16 protein-coding genes and 2 pseudogenes are annotated in these 16,430 nt (G+C 35.6%); 1 reads left to right on the plus strand and 17 read right to left on the minus strand.

Annotation, left to right across the window (positions count from 1 at the left end; all coding sequences use genetic code 11):
• The 17 genes and pseudogenes from QM450_RS00005 to QM450_RS00085 form a co-directional block, all read right to left on the minus strand.
• A pseudogene (locus QM450_RS00005) lies at positions 1 to 88 on the minus strand (IS5/IS1182 family transposase); the annotation flags it as partial.
• Positions 89 to 208: 120 nt separating this feature from the next.
• The gene (locus tag QM450_RS00010) at positions 209 to 493 is read right to left on the minus strand and encodes a DUF2185 domain-containing protein (RefSeq protein ID WP_414319291.1); all 285 of its coding nucleotides are present in this window, start codon (positions 491 to 493) and stop codon (positions 209 to 211) included.
• Complete coding sequence (locus tag QM450_RS00015; RefSeq protein ID WP_414319292.1) at positions 486 to 1,025, minus strand: ankyrin repeat domain-containing protein; 540 nt, start codon at positions 1,023 to 1,025, stop codon at positions 486 to 488. The genes QM450_RS00010 and QM450_RS00015 overlap by 8 nt, the downstream gene beginning before the upstream one ends.
• Positions 1,026 to 1,034: 9 nt before the next feature.
• Positions 1,035 to 1,094, minus strand: a pseudogene (locus QM450_RS00020) (GH-E family nuclease); the annotation flags it as partial.
• A gap of 69 nt (positions 1,095 to 1,163) precedes the next feature.
• The gene (locus QM450_RS00025; RefSeq protein ID WP_414319293.1) at positions 1,164 to 1,649 is read right to left on the minus strand and encodes a hypothetical protein; all 486 of its coding nucleotides are present in this window, start codon (positions 1,647 to 1,649) and stop codon (positions 1,164 to 1,166) included.
• Positions 1,650 to 1,680: 31 nt separating this feature from the next.
• A complete protein-coding gene (locus tag QM450_RS00030) occupies positions 1,681 to 2,208 on the minus strand; it encodes a hypothetical protein (protein ID WP_414319294.1) in 528 nt (175 codons plus the stop codon).
• Between the two features lie 39 nt (positions 2,209 to 2,247).
• Positions 2,248 to 2,871 (minus strand): TipC family immunity protein, encoded by a 624-nt coding sequence (locus QM450_RS00035; RefSeq protein WP_414319295.1) that lies wholly within the window; start codon positions 2,869 to 2,871, stop codon positions 2,248 to 2,250.
• Between the two features lie 372 nt (positions 2,872 to 3,243).
• On the minus strand, positions 3,244 to 3,966 hold the full coding sequence (locus QM450_RS00040; protein ID WP_414319296.1) for a TipC family immunity protein: 723 nt from the start codon (positions 3,964 to 3,966) through the stop codon (positions 3,244 to 3,246).
• Between the two features lie 86 nt (positions 3,967 to 4,052).
• A complete protein-coding gene (locus tag QM450_RS00045) occupies positions 4,053 to 4,763 on the minus strand; it encodes a TipC family immunity protein (RefSeq protein WP_414319297.1) in 711 nt (236 codons plus the stop codon).
• Positions 4,764 to 4,849: 86 nt separating this feature from the next.
• Entirely contained in the window at positions 4,850 to 5,560 is a 711-nt protein-coding gene (locus QM450_RS00050) for a TipC family immunity protein (RefSeq protein WP_414319298.1), read from the minus strand.
• 263 nt (positions 5,561 to 5,823) lie between these two features.
• Positions 5,824 to 6,582 (minus strand): ABC transporter ATP-binding protein, encoded by a 759-nt coding sequence (locus tag QM450_RS00055; RefSeq protein ID WP_070459428.1) that lies wholly within the window; start codon positions 6,580 to 6,582, stop codon positions 5,824 to 5,826.
• Entirely contained in the window at positions 6,579 to 7,445 is an 867-nt protein-coding gene (locus QM450_RS00060; protein ID WP_414319299.1) for an ABC transporter permease, read from the minus strand. The genes QM450_RS00055 and QM450_RS00060 overlap by 4 nt, the downstream gene beginning before the upstream one ends.
• 60 nt (positions 7,446 to 7,505) lie before the next feature.
• Positions 7,506 to 8,507 carry a tryptophan ABC transporter substrate-binding protein gene (gene trpX, locus QM450_RS00065; RefSeq protein WP_414319300.1) on the minus strand — a complete coding sequence of 334 codons (1,002 nt, stop codon included), beginning with the start codon at positions 8,505 to 8,507 and terminating at the stop codon, positions 7,506 to 7,508.
• A 435-nt stretch (positions 8,508 to 8,942) separates the two neighbouring features.
• Positions 8,943 to 11,768 (minus strand): phosphoenolpyruvate carboxylase, encoded by a 2,826-nt coding sequence (ppc, locus tag QM450_RS00070; protein ID WP_414319301.1) that lies wholly within the window; start codon positions 11,766 to 11,768, stop codon positions 8,943 to 8,945.
• Between the two features lie 25 nt (positions 11,769 to 11,793).
• Entirely contained in the window at positions 11,794 to 13,005 is a 1,212-nt protein-coding gene (gene ftsW, locus QM450_RS00075; protein WP_414319302.1) for a cell division peptidoglycan polymerase FtsW, read from the minus strand.
• Positions 13,006 to 13,165: 160 nt separating this feature from the next.
• The gene (locus tag QM450_RS00080) at positions 13,166 to 13,621 is read right to left on the minus strand and encodes an LPXTG cell wall anchor domain-containing protein (RefSeq protein ID WP_414319303.1); all 456 of its coding nucleotides are present in this window, start codon (positions 13,619 to 13,621) and stop codon (positions 13,166 to 13,168) included.
• 368 nt (positions 13,622 to 13,989) lie between these two features.
• Entirely contained in the window at positions 13,990 to 15,945 is a 1,956-nt protein-coding gene (locus QM450_RS00085; RefSeq protein WP_414319304.1) for an SEC10/PgrA surface exclusion domain-containing protein, read from the minus strand.
• Between the two features lie 138 nt (positions 15,946 to 16,083).
• On the opposite strand from QM450_RS00085, the gene QM450_RS00090 reads away from it, so the two are divergent.
• Entirely contained in the window at positions 16,084 to 16,422 is a 339-nt protein-coding gene (locus QM450_RS00090) for a helix-turn-helix domain-containing protein (RefSeq protein WP_414319305.1), read from the plus strand.
• Positions 16,423 to 16,430: the final 8 nt, after the last annotated feature.

A 16,430-nucleotide genomic window follows, 5' to 3' on the forward strand; every position in this document is an offset into this window, starting at 1 on the left:
CTAACATCTCTTCAAAAGTAGTGCGCTGAACACCAACAAGGCGCTTAAAGCGTGCATCAGTTAATAGTTTACTTGATTCATAATTCATAGTTTTATTGTATCATATTTTTATTTCGCAGGAAGTCTAATATACCATAGTCATTCAGAAAAGATTATTGCAAAATCTCTGTAATAGTAACTTCTCTTTCTGACTTTAAATCATAAAATCCTAAAATCCTATATGTACATTGTCCTTGTATAGCCAAAACAAATCTGTTCCATATTTTGCGGGAAAAATTTCTAGTAGAACTGGAGCAATTTGCAGCATACTGGTCGCACCTAGAATTGTAAAGTTATCAGGATTAGAAATATATTCTTCATCATCAATAGAAGATAATATTGTCCAGCCATTTAACTGAGAAATTGAAGATTTCTCTCTATAAGTGTACTGAATCGGATAGCCATTCAATACATTATTTGAAACCATAAATCCACCAAAATCACTATTATTCATCAGCAAGTAACCCTCCATTTTCAGATAATAAATCTTGTCTCCAACTGAATTCTCTCGCATAATCTATAGCTGACTTCCCTTGAAAATCTTTATGGTGAATATCAGAACCACTAGCAATCAACATCTCATATAAAGGCAAGGCTTCCTTGGTTGTTAATTTCAAGACTGTAATCGCAGTAATCAATGGAATTGCCCCATATTTATCAACTTGGTTAACATTTATCCCTGCTTTCAACAACATTGACATGACCTTAGTTGCATACTCAACATCTACTCTCCAATTCGCTTTAAATTGAAACAAATTATGTAAGGCATTTCTATTATATGAGTCTAAACAATTAACATCAATTTTTTCATCAATAAGAAACTGAATAATCTTTAGTTTTTCATCTAGCAAAGTATTGCTAGTTAAAACCATGTTTAACAAATTCAATTTCTCATGTGTGATTTGATTCACATCTCCCTTGTACAGCGAATGAAACTTTTCAAACGTTCCTTCTTGAGCTGCATCAAATATGTCTCGTAATATCATTTCTTTCTCCTATTCATATTTATGACTTCTATTTGATTTTGGTACTTCAATTTGAAAGTTAGCAGGATTTGACTGGTTTGTTTCTAATCAATCTACTATTTGGATCTATTGCTTGCTAAACTATCAACTTGCCAAATCTTAATCATATGTCACTTTTACTTTAACCTTAACAGTTTGGTTAGATAAATTCTTTATTTTGATTTCAAATCCTTTTTTTGAAGCAAATGAAAAAAGTGTCTTTTGAGGTGGATCCATGATAATACCTTCGCGATCGACACCAATGCCATTATGAGGATTCTCTAACATCGTTACATCCCAGCTTTGTGTTTTTTCATTATAATGATAGGTTTCAATCCGAGAATCCTTAATATTATATCCAATTCCTTTTTCAGGATCAAACCAATCATCGCCTCGAGAAAGCTTTATCTTTCCATCTGTAGTAACTGGAATGACCTCTACATGGATTATGGAGTCCAAACTCTCAGAGTGTCCGTTTACATGCACCTTTGTCTCTTCATTTGCACCTAAAGTGATGATTTCCCATTTTATATTACAAATCACAAGAGCTAGGATGGATACAGTAAACAGTAAGATGGTTAAAATAACAAAATCTGATTTTTTCAATTTATACCTCATTTAGATATTTCAAAGAAACTCAACTTGATACGATCTCAAAACAAAAATACCCATATGGGAGGGATGCCACATCTAGTTTAGTCATATCGTAAAGCCATTCCATCATTTGAGGAATCCCTCGAATCATCAGATAATCCATATATCTATTAATACTATCTTGAAAACCAGTAATATCTTTCTTTTCTACTAAAAAATTCGTATGTTCTACATCTTCCATTGATATATAATTCTCAAGGATTTTATAATCAGAATCTGGATGTAACCAATACATTTGTTTTCTTAAAAAGTTCTGTTTATCTTCTACAGTTACAGTGTCCGCACACTTGAGATAGAAAACTCCAATATCTAATTCTTCCTGAAAATCCAATTTTTCGTTGATATAGAAAAGGGTAATTAGAATGCTTTCTGTAGTTTCTTCTGTTTGGATAATTTCTCTCAAGATACCAAATAAATTTGTTATTGTCGGATAAATTCGACACTTTGAATCTTGGTAACTTGTATTCACATAAATAATATTATTTATCACGCCTTCTTTTTGTTTCTTCATATGATTCACCTCATCAGTTAACAGTTTTAGGATTTTTCTTTAATCCAGTATGTATTCGCTAATCATCTTTACATTACCCCAATTTTCAACTGAAAAGTGACTAGGATAGACGGAAAGCCAGTCTGGAATAATCTTATTTCGTAACAATTCTTCACTTTTAGTAAAGTATGGTGAAAGATCCATTTTTTTATCTTGTACATACTCCATAATTTGATTAGGTTCTGTCAACCTTTTTTCATCAATAATGCTTAGAGACTGAACCAATTCATCAGATTTGTGATTATACTTATAATATATATCTATAATCACTCCACTACTATGCATGAATCGGAAATTTATAGACATTTCTCCACTATCTAGTTTACCATCTGGATAATAAAAACTGTACGAAATCCCCTCAACTCCTGTAGGTAAAACTTCTGAACGATACTTTTCTATAGTTGAACCGTAAAGTAGACCTCCTGTTTTATTTACTTCCATATCAGGTATTCTATTTAAAGTAGAATTCGTACGTAAAAAAGAAGTTGTGGCATGATGGTACTCATCATGGTAAATTTCTTCAAAAACATTACTATAGCGTGGCTTTAAAAAAGTGAAAGCGAGTGGTAGTAGCATGATTACAAATGCCCCTATAGATAAGGTATAAAACATTTTTTTATTCATTTTGCGACCTCTTTCTTGTTAATCAATATAATCTTGCAAATCAGATTTTTATATAAAGATTTGAAAATTCTTATAACTCCTACTACTACTACATTTTTATCATCTTCTATCATAAAACTTAAAAGAACTCCTTAAACACAAAATCATATTCTCCCTTCAATCAAGTTACATTACTTATCCAATCTATAATTAGCTCCAATAATCTGAATTAGGAATATCCTTCGATATTTTTTCAGTAGAACATGGAAGATAACTATTTACCGTATTTAAACACAAAATTTCGATTATCGTCCTAAAATATATATAAACATATTTTTCCAAGTCATACATTTTACACTTAATAGAAAGTACTTTTTGCATAAGTAGGACAATCTATTTGGAAAAATTCAATGGCACAATCTCTACATCCCCAAGATTGTCAACTGAGTAACGTTGACTGCCATTTTTGAACCAGCGTTCTAGAACGACATCATAGAGCATGAAGTGGGATTTTTCTTTAATCCAAGCTTCATCAATCCCATGAGGTTTTAAATACTCTAGTACTTCGTTGGGATCTGTTAGCTGAAAACTTGGTAAACCTTTAGTCGAGCTAAAACTATAGGAACTTTTTAAATGTAGCTCTAAATCAGATTCTTTTCCCCTCTTCACTTCTATATTATAACCAATTAACCCGTAAGCTAATGATTGATCAGATTCCGAAATTTCAATAGTTTGTTTGAGCATCTTATCTCTATAATCATAATCAATAAAAAGGTATCTACCATCAGGTAACGCCCGCCTATACTCAATTAGAAATGTTTTTTCAATACCTACATACACTAATATAGTTTCACTCTCAGATAAGCCTGCTTCAGGACTCAGACCAACTATAATATCCTTATCGCGAAATGATTGGCCTCCGTCAACGGCTTTGCTAAAATCAGCAAGTCCAGGTAAAATACCACTATGGGTTTCTGCATAGTTCATTTCTAAAAAGACATTACTTAAAGATTCATACACTCTCTTATAATAATTCTTTTGATAGACACGATCTAGACTAAACAAAGTTAGAAAACCTACTACAGTTATGAGTACGATTTTTAAAAATTTTTTCATTGACTTTTTTCCTTACTTAAATCTTGGATAAACTGATAAGCAACATTATTCTTCTCTTTTAACATCTCCATTGCTTGGGCATCATCCTATTCAGAAAAACTTAGTGGCACAATCTCTACATCCCCAAGATTGTCAACTGAGTAGCGTTGACTACCATTTTTGAACCAGCGTTCTAGAACAACATCATAGAGCATGAAGTGGGATTTTTCTTTAATCCAAGCTTCATCAATCCCATAAGGTTTTAAATACTCTAGTGCTTCGTTGGGATTAGTTAAGTAAAAATTGGGTTTTTCCACAGTGCCCGCTCTCTTAAAATACGACTCCAAATTTATCTCCCCGCTATCCTTATTTCTTATATTATACGCAGCTAAGTAGTATGCCAGTGAACTTTTAGAATCTGAAATTTCGATAGTTTGGTTAAGATTTTTATTCTTATAATTGTATCTAATAAATAGATATCTCCCATCAGATAACAGTTGCTGGTATTCAATAATAAAAGTTTCTTCAAAACCTACAATCACTTCTAAACTTTCATTTTCAGACAAGCCTGCATCAAGTCCTATGGAAATTATCCTGTCTGGATCTCTAAACGATTGGCCTCCGTCAACGGCTTTACTAAAATCAGCAAGTCCAGGTAAAATACCACTATGGGTTTCTGCATAGTTCATTTCTAAAAAGACATTACTTAAAGATTCGTACACTCCCTTATAATAATTCTTTTGATAGACACGATCTAGACTAAACAAAGTTAGAAAACATACTACAGTTATGAGTACGATTTTTAAAAATTTTTTCATTGACTTTTTTCCTTACTTAAATCTTGGAGAAACTGATAAACAACATTATTCTTCTCTTTTAACATCTCCATTGCTTGGGTATCATCCTATTCAGAAAAACTTAGTGGCACAATCTCTACATCCCCAAGATTATCAACTGAGTAGCGTTGACTGCCATTTTTAAACCAGCGTTCTAGAACAACATCGTAGAGCATAAAGTGGGATTTTTCTTTAATCCAATCTTCATCAATCCCATAAGGCTTTAAATACTCTAGTGCTTCGTTGGGATTAGTTAAGTAAAAATTTGGTTTTTCCACAGTGCCCGCTCTCTTAAAATACGACTCCAAATTTATCTCGCCACTATCCTTATTTCTTATATTATATCCAGCTAAGTAGTATGCTAGTGAACTTTTAGAATCCGAAATTTCGATAGTTTGGTTAAGATTTTTATTCTTATAATTGTATCTAATAAATAGATATCTCCCATCAGATAACAGTTGCTGATATTCAATAATAAAAGTTTCTTCAAAACCTACAATCACTTCTAAACTTTCATTTTCAGACAAGCCTGCATCAAGTCCTATGGAAATTATCCTGTCTGGATCTCTAAACGATTGACTCCCGTCAACGGCTTTACTAAAATCAGCGAGACCAGGTAAAATACCACTTTTTACCTCTGCATAGTTCATTTCTAGAAAGACATTACTTAAAGATTCATACACTCCTTTATAATAATACCTTTGATATACACGATATAGACCAAACAAAGTTAGAAAAACTACTACAGTTATGAGTACAATTTTTAAAATTTTTTTCATGACTTTTTCCTTACCTAGAACTTATATACTTTACAAAGTAAAAATACATTTTAAATACCTTATTTTAGAGACAAGATAAAATTTAGACGCAAAACACTTTTTTATAATTTTTTTATCTTTAGCAACATTTTCCTTATAATCATTATACTATAAAATCTTAGACGGTGGAATCCAGACCATTTTTAGATAATCTCCCTTTAATACAAAAAACTTAGAAGCAAAAGCCTACTTCTAAGTTTTTTATCTCAATTATTTAAAATCATCTACTCAAATAGTTGATAGTAATCTGAAATCTTCATCTTGGCTTTTTCATCCTTATTCAAATCTTGGATGATTTGTCCATCTTTCATAACAATCAAGCGATTTCCATACTTGAGAGCATCTTCCATATGGTGAGTAATCATCAAAGCTGTTAGATGGTCCTTGTTGATAAAGTCATTTGTCAATTCCATCAAGGCGACACTTGTTTTAGGGTCAAGAGCTGCTGTGTGTTCATCCAATAAAAGAAGTTCTGGACGTTTTAAGGTTGCCATTAAGAGGCTCAAGGCCTGTCTTTGTCCACCTGACAAAAATTCAATCGGTGTATCCAAATGCTTCTCTAGACCATTGCCAACCTTCTCAATGGTCGCTTGAAATTCTTCCTTATAGGATGACAATTTTCTTGGGAAAAGTCCACGTTTTTCCCCACGGAACTTAGCAATCAAAAGGTTTTCTGCAACGGTCATACGAGGGGCTGTTCCCATCTTAGGATCTTGGAAGACACGAGAAAGATACTTGGCACGCTTTTCAGGGCTAAAATGAGTTACATCCTCGCCCATGATGCGAATGCTACCACTGGTTAAAGGTAAAGTTCCCGCAATGCTATTAAAGAGGGTTGATTTCCCTGCTCCATTTCCACCCAAGATTGTGATGAAGTCATGTTCATAAATATCAAGTGAAACATCGTTTAGAATAATCTTCTCTTCATCAAAGCCATTTGTCACAATTTTTGTGGCATTTCTTAATTCTACAATCGCTGTCATTTGCTTAACTTGACTCCTTTCAAGTATTTATCCTTAAGGGTTGGAATTACCAAGCAAGTTGCTAGGATAAGAGCACTGTATAGACGGAGGTAGCTGGTGTTAAAGCCAAGAGCAATAACGCCCCATACCAAGAATTGATAACTGATGGAACCAACAACAATAGTAACCAAGCGTTCTGCTAAGGTAAGACTCTTAAAGAGAACCTCACCGATAATCAAGCTGGCAAGTCCAACTACGATAACTCCGATACCGCGAGAGACATCGGCATAGCCTTCTTGTTGAGCGATAAGTGCGCCAGCAAGTGCGATTACACCATTTGACAAGACCAAGCCCATAAGTTCCATACGTCCTGTATTGATACCAAAACTACGAGCCATGTCTGGATTATCCCCTGTAGCGATATATGCTTGGCCAAGTTTGGTATCTAGGAAGAAAAGCATGAGAAGGATAACCAAAGTCACAAAGATTAAACTTGTCAGTAATTGATTAACCTCTGATGAGAATGGAAGAACATCCTGGATTTGCTTGGTGTTTAAGAGTCCAAGGTTAGCCCGTCCCATAATCATGAGCATGATAGAATGACAAGAAGTCATGACTAAAATTCCAGATAAAAGAGTTGGAATTTCCCCTTTGGTATACAATAGTCCAGCTGCTAAACCAGCAAGACAACCTGCTCCTATGGCTGCTAAAGTAGCCAGAAAAGGATTAACTCCTTGGGTAATTAGAGTGACTGCTACAGCTCCTCCCAAGGGGAAAGAGCCCTCCGTTGTCATATCTGGGAAGTTCAAGATTCGAAAGGTCATAAAGATTCCTAAACCTAGGATAGCCCAGACCAATCCCTGTGAAATAATTGATATTAGCATGTTTGATTCGTTTCCTTCTTCTAAAAATTGGAGGAGATGTCTCCAACTCCTCCTTCATTCTTATTCGATTACTTGACCAGCTTCTGTGAGAACTGATTCAGGAATTGTGATTCCAAGTTCTTGAGCAACTTTTTTGTTGATCACTGATTTACCAGTTGAGAAGACATTAACTGGTGTATCTGTAGGTTTTTCCCCCTTCAAGACTTTAGCAATCATTTTACCAGTAGCAACACCAAGATCGTGTTGGTCCACAACGACTGATGCCAAACCTCCAGCTTCTACCATGGCAGTCGCACTTGGGTAGATTGGTTTTTTTGCTGTTTGGTTACTTGATACTACAGTTGAGAATGCAGATGCGATTGTGTTATCGATTGGAACCCAGATTGCATCTACTTTACCAGTCATAACGTTCACTGTTGAAGCAATTTCGTTAGTTGAAGGAACTGCGAATGTTTCTACTTTCAAACCAGCTTTTTCTGCGTAAGCTTTGAACTCTTCGACTTGTGATTTAGAGTTATCTTCACTACTTGAGTAAAGAGCTCCAACCGTCTTGACATCAGGAGTCAATGTTTTGATCAATTCAACTTGTTGTTCAGCAGGGTTGTGGTCAGATACCCCTGTGATGTTCCCACCTGGTTTTTCCAAGTTTTGTACAAGGTTAGCACCAATTGGATCTGTGATAGCAGCCATGATAACAGGAAGGTCTTTTGTTGCACTTGCAAGACCTTGAGCTGCTGGTGTTGCAATACCAACAACTACATCATTTCCGTTTGCCACCAATTGTTTACTCATTGTCGCAACCTTACTTTGGTCACCTTCTGAGTTCATAAAGTCGATTTTAACTTGGTCACCTTTATAGCCTTCTTCAGCAAGTCCATCTTGGATACCTTGGTAAATCAAGTCGAGTGATGGGTGGCTTACAAACTGAAGAACTCCAACCTTAGCTGTTTTATTAGCTGTCTCAGTTTTAGTTTCTTGTTTCGTTAAGCTAGAATATACCAAGCTTCCTCCAACTACAAGTGCTAATACTACGATAATACCGAGTAGACGTTTGTTTTTCATAATTTTCTCCTTATTTCTTCTTAACTTATTATTTTTTTATTCAATCACTTATTCAAGCGACGCCATCGTTTGATTTCCATAATTTTTTCCTCCCCATAGAAAAAGTCCTCACACAAAAAACTTGTGTGAGGACGTCGATGCGCGGTGCCACCTCAATTATAGGAACTAGTCCTATCGCTCTTACTCGCTAAAACGAGTTGCACTGTAAGGTGTGCTCACCGAATTCTTATGATTTCAAATTCTTAATAACATTCAGCCCAATTTTCATCACTTCCACCTATCTGTTTCCACCAACCACAGACTCTCTAAAAAATTTCAATGATTACTTTCTGAACGCTTAAATTATATCATTTTACTAAAACTTGTCAAGGGTTTTCATGAATTATTTTAAAAAATTACGAAAATTCCTACGGTTTTTGGAAAATGGAGCTTATATCAACCTGAATTACGTAATCCTGTAGCAATTCCGTTGATAGTTGTATGGATTAATCTTTCTTCATCTGAAGATAGCTCACCTCGACGTTGACGCTTAATCAATTCCAACTGAATATAGTTAAGGATATTGAAATAAGGCATTCGGTAGTTGAGACTGTCTTTCAAATAAGTATTTTCTGCCAAGAGCTCCTCATGGCCTTCAATAGCCAAGATAACGTCCTTAGTCAACTGCCATTCATCCAAGATCGTATAGTAGATTGCTTGTACTTCTTCACTTTCACAAAGTTTAGCGTACTCAAAGGCGATATTCATATTTGATTTAGATAATACCATATCTACGTTAGATAGAAGTGACTGGAAGAATGGCCAATTTTGATACATATCACGAAGATATTCGATATTTTTGGGATCTTGATCGATGAATTCTTTGAAGCTTGAACCCACTCCATACCAACCTGGGAACATAACACGACTTTGTGACCATGAGAATACCCAAGGAATCGCACGTAAACCACCAATTTCAGTGATTGTTTTACGAGCCGCTGGACGAGAACCAATATTGAAACTTGAGATCGCCTTGATTGGACTAGATTCAAAGAAATAATCATAGAAATGGTCATTTCCGAATACGAGTTCACGGTAGATATCGTAACTACGTTCTACTACTTGATCCATGATTGCTTCATAGCGATTTGACGTATTGGTATCACTCTTCTTCTTGGTAATCATGCGGTTAATAGCGGCTGAAACCAACATTTCAAGGTTATAGTAGGCTGCATCCTTGTTTCCGTATTTGTTTCCAATAACTTCCCCTTGTTCTGTCAAACGGATACGATCCTTGATGGACTTGAGTGGTTGAGAAGCAATGGCATCATAAGTAGGGCCACCACCACGGCCAACGGTACCACCACGACCATGGAAGAAGGTTACTTTGACTCCAAATTCATCACCAATAGCAGTCAATTGTTGTTGGGCCTTATAGAGTGTCCAACAAGATGATAGATAACCGCCATCCTTATTACTATCAGAGTAGCCAAGCATGATTTCTTGGTAATTGTTTTTAGAAGCAATCCATTTCTTAGCAAGTGGTAGAGAGAAATACTTTCTCATTGTTTCTTCAGAATGATCCAAGTCTTCAATCGTCTCAAAGAGTGGTACAATCTGAACACGCGCTTTTTCAGCATCAACTAGTCCTACTTCTTTGAGCATGATAGCCAACTCCAGCATATCTGACACGCTAGTTGCATGAGAGATAATCGTTTGACGAATGACATCTTCTCCTAAACGATCTTTTAATTCACGTGCCGTTTTGAAAATAGCTAATTCTTTTTCGAGAAGTTCAGACTTCTCAGCATGAGTTGCAGACAAGATTCGAGGATCTTCTAACAATTCATGTAAAAGCAAGTCGCACTTTTCATCTTCTGACAAATCGCTATAGTGATCATTGATTCCAGCAGATGCCAACAATTCTGCTACACAGGCTTCGTGGACGCTTGAATCTTGACGCATGTCGATGGAAGCCAAGAAGAAACCAAAGACTTCTACAGCTTCTAAAAGTTCTGCAAATTCACCTGTGAGTAAGGACTCTGCCTTGTTTTCAAGTAATGAATCCTTAATGGTATATAGATCTTTTTTGAACTCTTCAACTGTTTCGTAAAATGGTGGACGATCTTCAGCTAGCTCTTGAATAGCTCCTGAAAGTCGATTGCTAATATAGTCTGTAATCACTCCTTGTTGATGCCCTTGAGTACCAAGAAGACGTTCAACAGGATGACGTTCATCAGCTGACGATCCAACAACAGACCATTCTTTTAAATTCAAGAGAGTTTGAATCAATTTGGACTGAATCAAATGAAAGGCACGACGATAGGGTTCTTTCTCACGAAAGACGGATGTATCTCCAGACTGAGCAGCCATTTCTTCAACAGCTTTGCTAGTTTTTGACAAATTCGTTGAAAGAGAGAAGGTACGATAAAGACTAGAAATTTTACTGATGTAATAGTTCAAAATCACTTCACTTTGAATGGTAGCAGAACGCAGAAGTGTCTCAGCTGTTACAAATGGATTTCCATCACGGTCTCCACCAATCCACATTCCCATAGTAATAGGTTTGGCTTGTTTAAGATCAATTCCTTGCTCTTTTGCTAGGCGTTTGTACTCTAGCATCAAGTTAGGGACAGCCTGTAGGAAGGAACTATTGTAGTACTCCATCACATTGGTAATTTCGTTGGTTACTTTAAGTTTCTTCTCACGAATCATATCTGTCTGCATGATAATCTCAATATAGCGACGAAGATCATTATGCCATTTTTCCTTGTTAATGAGCCCCATTCTCACGTCACGGTATTTACGTAAAAGGGTATGGATATGAGTGGTCAAATCTAACATACTCTTACGTTGAACCTGAGTTGGATGGGCTGTCAAAACTGGCACCACATTCAAGTGTTCAAGAATCTCAGAAGCGTTTTCTTTTTCAGCCACCATTTTAATAGTTGTTGACAATTTACCCAGATAGTCTTGATCGACATTATTTAGATGGTTAATCTCATAAGCCAAGTCAACATCTTCTGAGATGTTAATTAAAAGAGGCAAAATAGAGAAGTATCTAGAAATGTAGACCATCTCATCATTTGAAAGACCTGTTACTACTTTATCTAGCCCTTGATAGTCAAGTTTTGAAGAAAGTTCCTTCAAGTGCATAATCTTATCAAAGGTTTCAGCAGGAAGCATATTTTTTGTGATATCTTCCAGCATATCTGTCAAGATTTGAACTTCTTCTTGTACGACCGTTTTGTTACTATAATTTTCTAACTTTTGAAGAGACATTTTTTTCTCCTTGTTATATTATGTCTTAGAGTTGCGCTTCTAATTCGCGATAGAGTTTGGCACGTTTTTCACTGGCATCAATATTCAACACAAAAGCGATGGCTACTGATAGGACCAAGAGACTGTTTCCTCCTTGCGATAGGAAGGGGAAGGTTACCCCTGTTGAAGGGATCAAGCCTGATATACCGCCAATGTTAACAAATACCTGTATCAGAATCATTCCACCAATACCAATTGCCACCATAGAGTTGAAAGGATCTCTCGCTCGAATACCAACCAAAATAATACGAAGAATCAAGAAGAATAGAAGAGCTAAAATAAGACTAGCTCCTACAAATCCAAACTCCTCTATCACAATCGAAAAGACAAAGTCTGTATGAGCTTCTGGTAGATAACCTCGTTTTTCAATGGAATTTCCTAAACCAAGACCAAACCAGCCACCGTTAACCATTGCATAATAAGAATTGGCCAACTGATGCCCAGATCCTGCTAGGTCATTAAAGGGGTTGAAAAAAGCACTGAAACGCTTGGCAACATAACCAAAGACAGGAATTTTTGAGAATTTTTCAACACCGATAAACCGAATGGCAGTCAAGGAAAGAATGGATGTTCCAGCCAGCAGTCCCAGAATAGTTGTGAACCACCGATAAGCTATTCCACTGATGGTATACATGAGTAAGGATACTAAAATCAAAATGGTTGCATTTCCAAGGTCAGGGAAAATTGCCAAACTTCCAATCATGACCAAGAGGACAAACCGCCAATCATTAAAGGCTCTTGGCAACCACTGATTAAGGGTTAAAACTTGGAAGTCATAAACCGCAATCTCATCTTGTTGTTTTGAAAAACGCTGAGCCAAGTACCAAATGATAATAATCTTTAGATACTCTGCTGGTTGAATCGTGATGGGACCAACCTTGATCCAGCCATAGGCACCGTTGATGGGACTACCTATTAACCGTGCCAGAGCTAGAAGTATCAGCTCGACAAACATAACGATAAAGAGCAACCGCTCATTACGGAGAAATCCTAATTTTAATTTATAGATTAAGGCTATTAAGAATAAACTGGCTATCCAGAAAATCCCCTGATTTCGCACTAGATATAATGCACTTTTCCCCTCCTGAATAAGGGTCGCACTAGTTGTCGAATAAACTACTATCAATCCTAAAACGGATAACAGTAAATAAGGAATCAAAATGGAATAATTCAGCAGGTGCCTTTTACTTATTTTCATATGTCACCTATCTTTCGGAAAAATATTTTTATTTTCCCTTATTATTTCTAGTTTTACATGCTATTATACCATTTTTTAGCCTAGAAAAAAACTCTTACAGTATAAACATTCGAATTTTACTCAAATATAGCATAAAAAGGGCAGTAACGCCCTTTCTATTTTATCTATATTTTCGTTTTCCTGCTAAAGCAAGTAGTCCAATACTTGCACCAAGCACTGCTAAGAGATTCGATTCTTTCGTTCCAGTATTTGGAAGTTGTTTCTCAGGTTCTGATTTTTCATTTATAGCTTGTGCAGGCGCTTGATAGGTTTTATCATTTTTAGTTCCTACAGTCACTTTATCTACCGTATAATCAATAATATTACCTTTTTCATCCAAAACAGGGACTGGTTGGTAACCTGCTTTTTCTAGCTCTTTACGTTTTTCTTCTGCAAGTGCAGCCAAACGTTTTGTTTCTGCTTCTTCATACTTAGCTTTTGCAGTTTCGTAAGTAGTTTTAGCTTGACTTGCTGCAAGGCTCTTAACTTCGTAGTCTACTTTAGCTTCGTTTTGTGCTTTGTAAGCTTCTTTAAGCTCAGTTTCAGCTTTTTCTAGCTCTGCTTGCGCTTCTTTCAAACGAGTGTGCGCACCGTTAAGGTCTGCAAGCTCTTTTTCGGCTAGTTTAACTTCTTCTTGTGCATCTTGAAGTGCTTTCTTAGCAGTAGATACCGCTTGTGCTTTCGCACTTACATCAGCTTGTAACTTAGTAAGTTCAGCCTCTTCTTGTTGTATAGTGGATTGAGCCTAGAATAGTACGATATGGATTCTGAAACATTGTTAGAAATGATAGTAAAATGAACTTAGAATAGTACGCTACGAATTCTAAAACATTTTTAGAAATTATGGTAAATTGAATCTAGAACAGTACGCTACAACTGCTAAAAAACTTCTAGAAATTAAGTTTGACTTTCCTAATCGATTTGTTCATACCTTATTTCAATCCACTATAACTTATCTTTCCCAAGTTTTAATGCATTCTCTTTATCAACTAGCTCTTGTTTTGCTTTATCTAAATTCTCTTGTTTAAACTTAATATCAGTCATAACTTCATCTTGTGCTTTTTGAGCCAATGCAAGTCGTTTTTGAGCTTCAATCTGAAGTTTTTGAGCTTTAGCAAGTTCAGCCTTTACTAAAGATGCTTTAAATGGAGTTGACTTTAGAAGTTCTAGCCTGTTCTGAATATCTTTTTGAATCGATAAATGTTCCTTATATTCTGATTCTGCTTTTTCCAAGTCTGCCTTCGCTTTAGTATAGTTGGCTTCTGCGGTCTTTAGCACAGTCAATGCAGATTCATTGCTTACTGTATTAGATTGAGTTGAGTTTGAAGGTTTAATTACAGTTTTATCAAATTTTTCATTACCCTTGATTTCTTCATTGACAGTCAAATAATAAAACTCTGTTTTCCCATCTCTTTCAATAAGAGTAAAACCAAAATAATCTTTTCCCGTTTTAAACGAATGTTTCATAAACTTCCAATCAGATGAAACAATTTGATGTCCGATATATTCAGGAGATTCAAATAATAGCCAAGTAAACGTTTCATATATGTATTTTTTGGCTTCATCTATACTAGACATTTTGATTTTATTATCGCTAGTTACCACACTATAATTAATAGGGGTATAATCATCGATTTGAAGAAAATTGAATTCCTGAGCAGCCCAAATTGTAGTTTTGTCCTTAGCAACCTTATCTGCAACTCCTATCATTCCTTGAGTAGCTACTGTGTCAGGCTTCGCAAACAATCTACGAGCTTGATTGAAAAGATCGTTTGCGAAGAGTGTCAATTCCTCTCTCTGCTCCAATGTCAAATGAGAAGAATCAAATGGTCTGTGTTTATCCTTTTCAACTGAATGGTATTGATTGAGAGATTTATTTTCTGTAGCAATTTTCTTCAGTTTTTCTCTATACTCTTTACTATGTTTAATGAATAGTTCTGGTTGTTTATCATAATCGTATGGATTTAATACAAAAGACTTAAAAGTTTCAACAAAACTATCAGTTAACTTAATTGTATTTTTAGGATTTTGGTTTGCTAAATTTTCTTGCGCTTTGATTAGCTCAGACTGAGTTTGCTTTACTTTTTCGCTCGCGCTAGAAATTGATTGATTAGATGTTGAAACTTTTGTTATAGCTTCAGCTAAGTCATTTTCAGCATTTTTTATCTTTTGACTATGTTTTTCATCTTCAATCTCTGCTTTTGCTAATTCATCACTTAGTCTTTTAACATTAGCTGTTTCTTGTTCTAAAGCTTCCTCAGCTGATTTTTTCTCTTCAGATATTTTAGTCCCATCTAAAATATTTTGTTTCAGCTGTACATTATTTTTAGCTACTAAAACAGCTGATTGAAGTTTTTCAATTTCTTCTTTCTTACCTTCAACTATTTTTTCTTGATTAGATACAGCTTCATCAGATGCTGCTTTCGAAGACCGGGCAGAATTTAAAGCTTCTTCTTTTACTTGAACTTCTGCTTTAGCACTTTCCACTTTCTTCTCAGCGTTTTGAATAGCTTCAGGTGTTGCTTTGTCAACAATCTTTTGAGTGTCTGCTTGAGCTTGTTTCAAGTCAGCGACTTTCTTTTCTGCTTTACCAGAAGTTTCATTCGCTTGATCCAAGACTTCTTTTGCTTTGCTTTCATCTTCCTGTGCTTTGGTAGCACTTGCACCAAGTTCAGCAACTTCTTCCTTTGTAGGAGTTTTCACTTCCACTGGTTTTGGTGCTTCTTTTTCAACCAAAGCTGGTTCGGTTTGAGCATCAGTAATGTTAAACGCTGGCTCAGTTTGAGCAGTACGAACACCACCTGCATTATCTACATTGGGTTCAGCCACCTCATTTGCACTTACAGTTGTTGCAAGGCCCGTTGCTGCTATGGCAGTCAAAGTAATCAATTCTTTTTTCATAGGTTTCCCCTTTTTATTTTTTATATCTCCATTATACCACAATGTACAACTTTTTAAAGTTATTTTATCAAAATGTAACTATTTAAAGTCTAAAAAATGCAGTCGTTTGACTGTATCATGTAAGTAGCGAGGTACTACATGGTCAAAAATAAAAGTAATTTGCAAGACTACATTTCTAAACGCATCCGTTTACTCAGAATAGAAAGAGGATATACCCAAGAACAATTAGAGGAAATGGCTGACTTAGGAACAAATTATGTTTACAAATTAGAAAATCTATCAACAAACTTAAAGATTCAAACTCTAGAAAAAGTCATGGAAGCATTAGAAGTAGATTTAGACACTTTCTTTGATATCCAACTGAAAGAAGAAGACCCCAAAATATCCCGTCTGATTGACGAATTGAAACTTCTTCCTGCAGAACAAAGATCTCGTGTACTAGATGCACTACTGCTAATTCTGAAAGAAGTCCAATAGAAAAAAAC

It is taken from the genome of Streptococcus infantis, assembly GCF_047464615.1.
In the GTDB taxonomy this organism is placed as follows: domain Bacteria; phylum Bacillota; class Bacilli; order Lactobacillales; family Streptococcaceae; genus Streptococcus; species Streptococcus infantis_Y.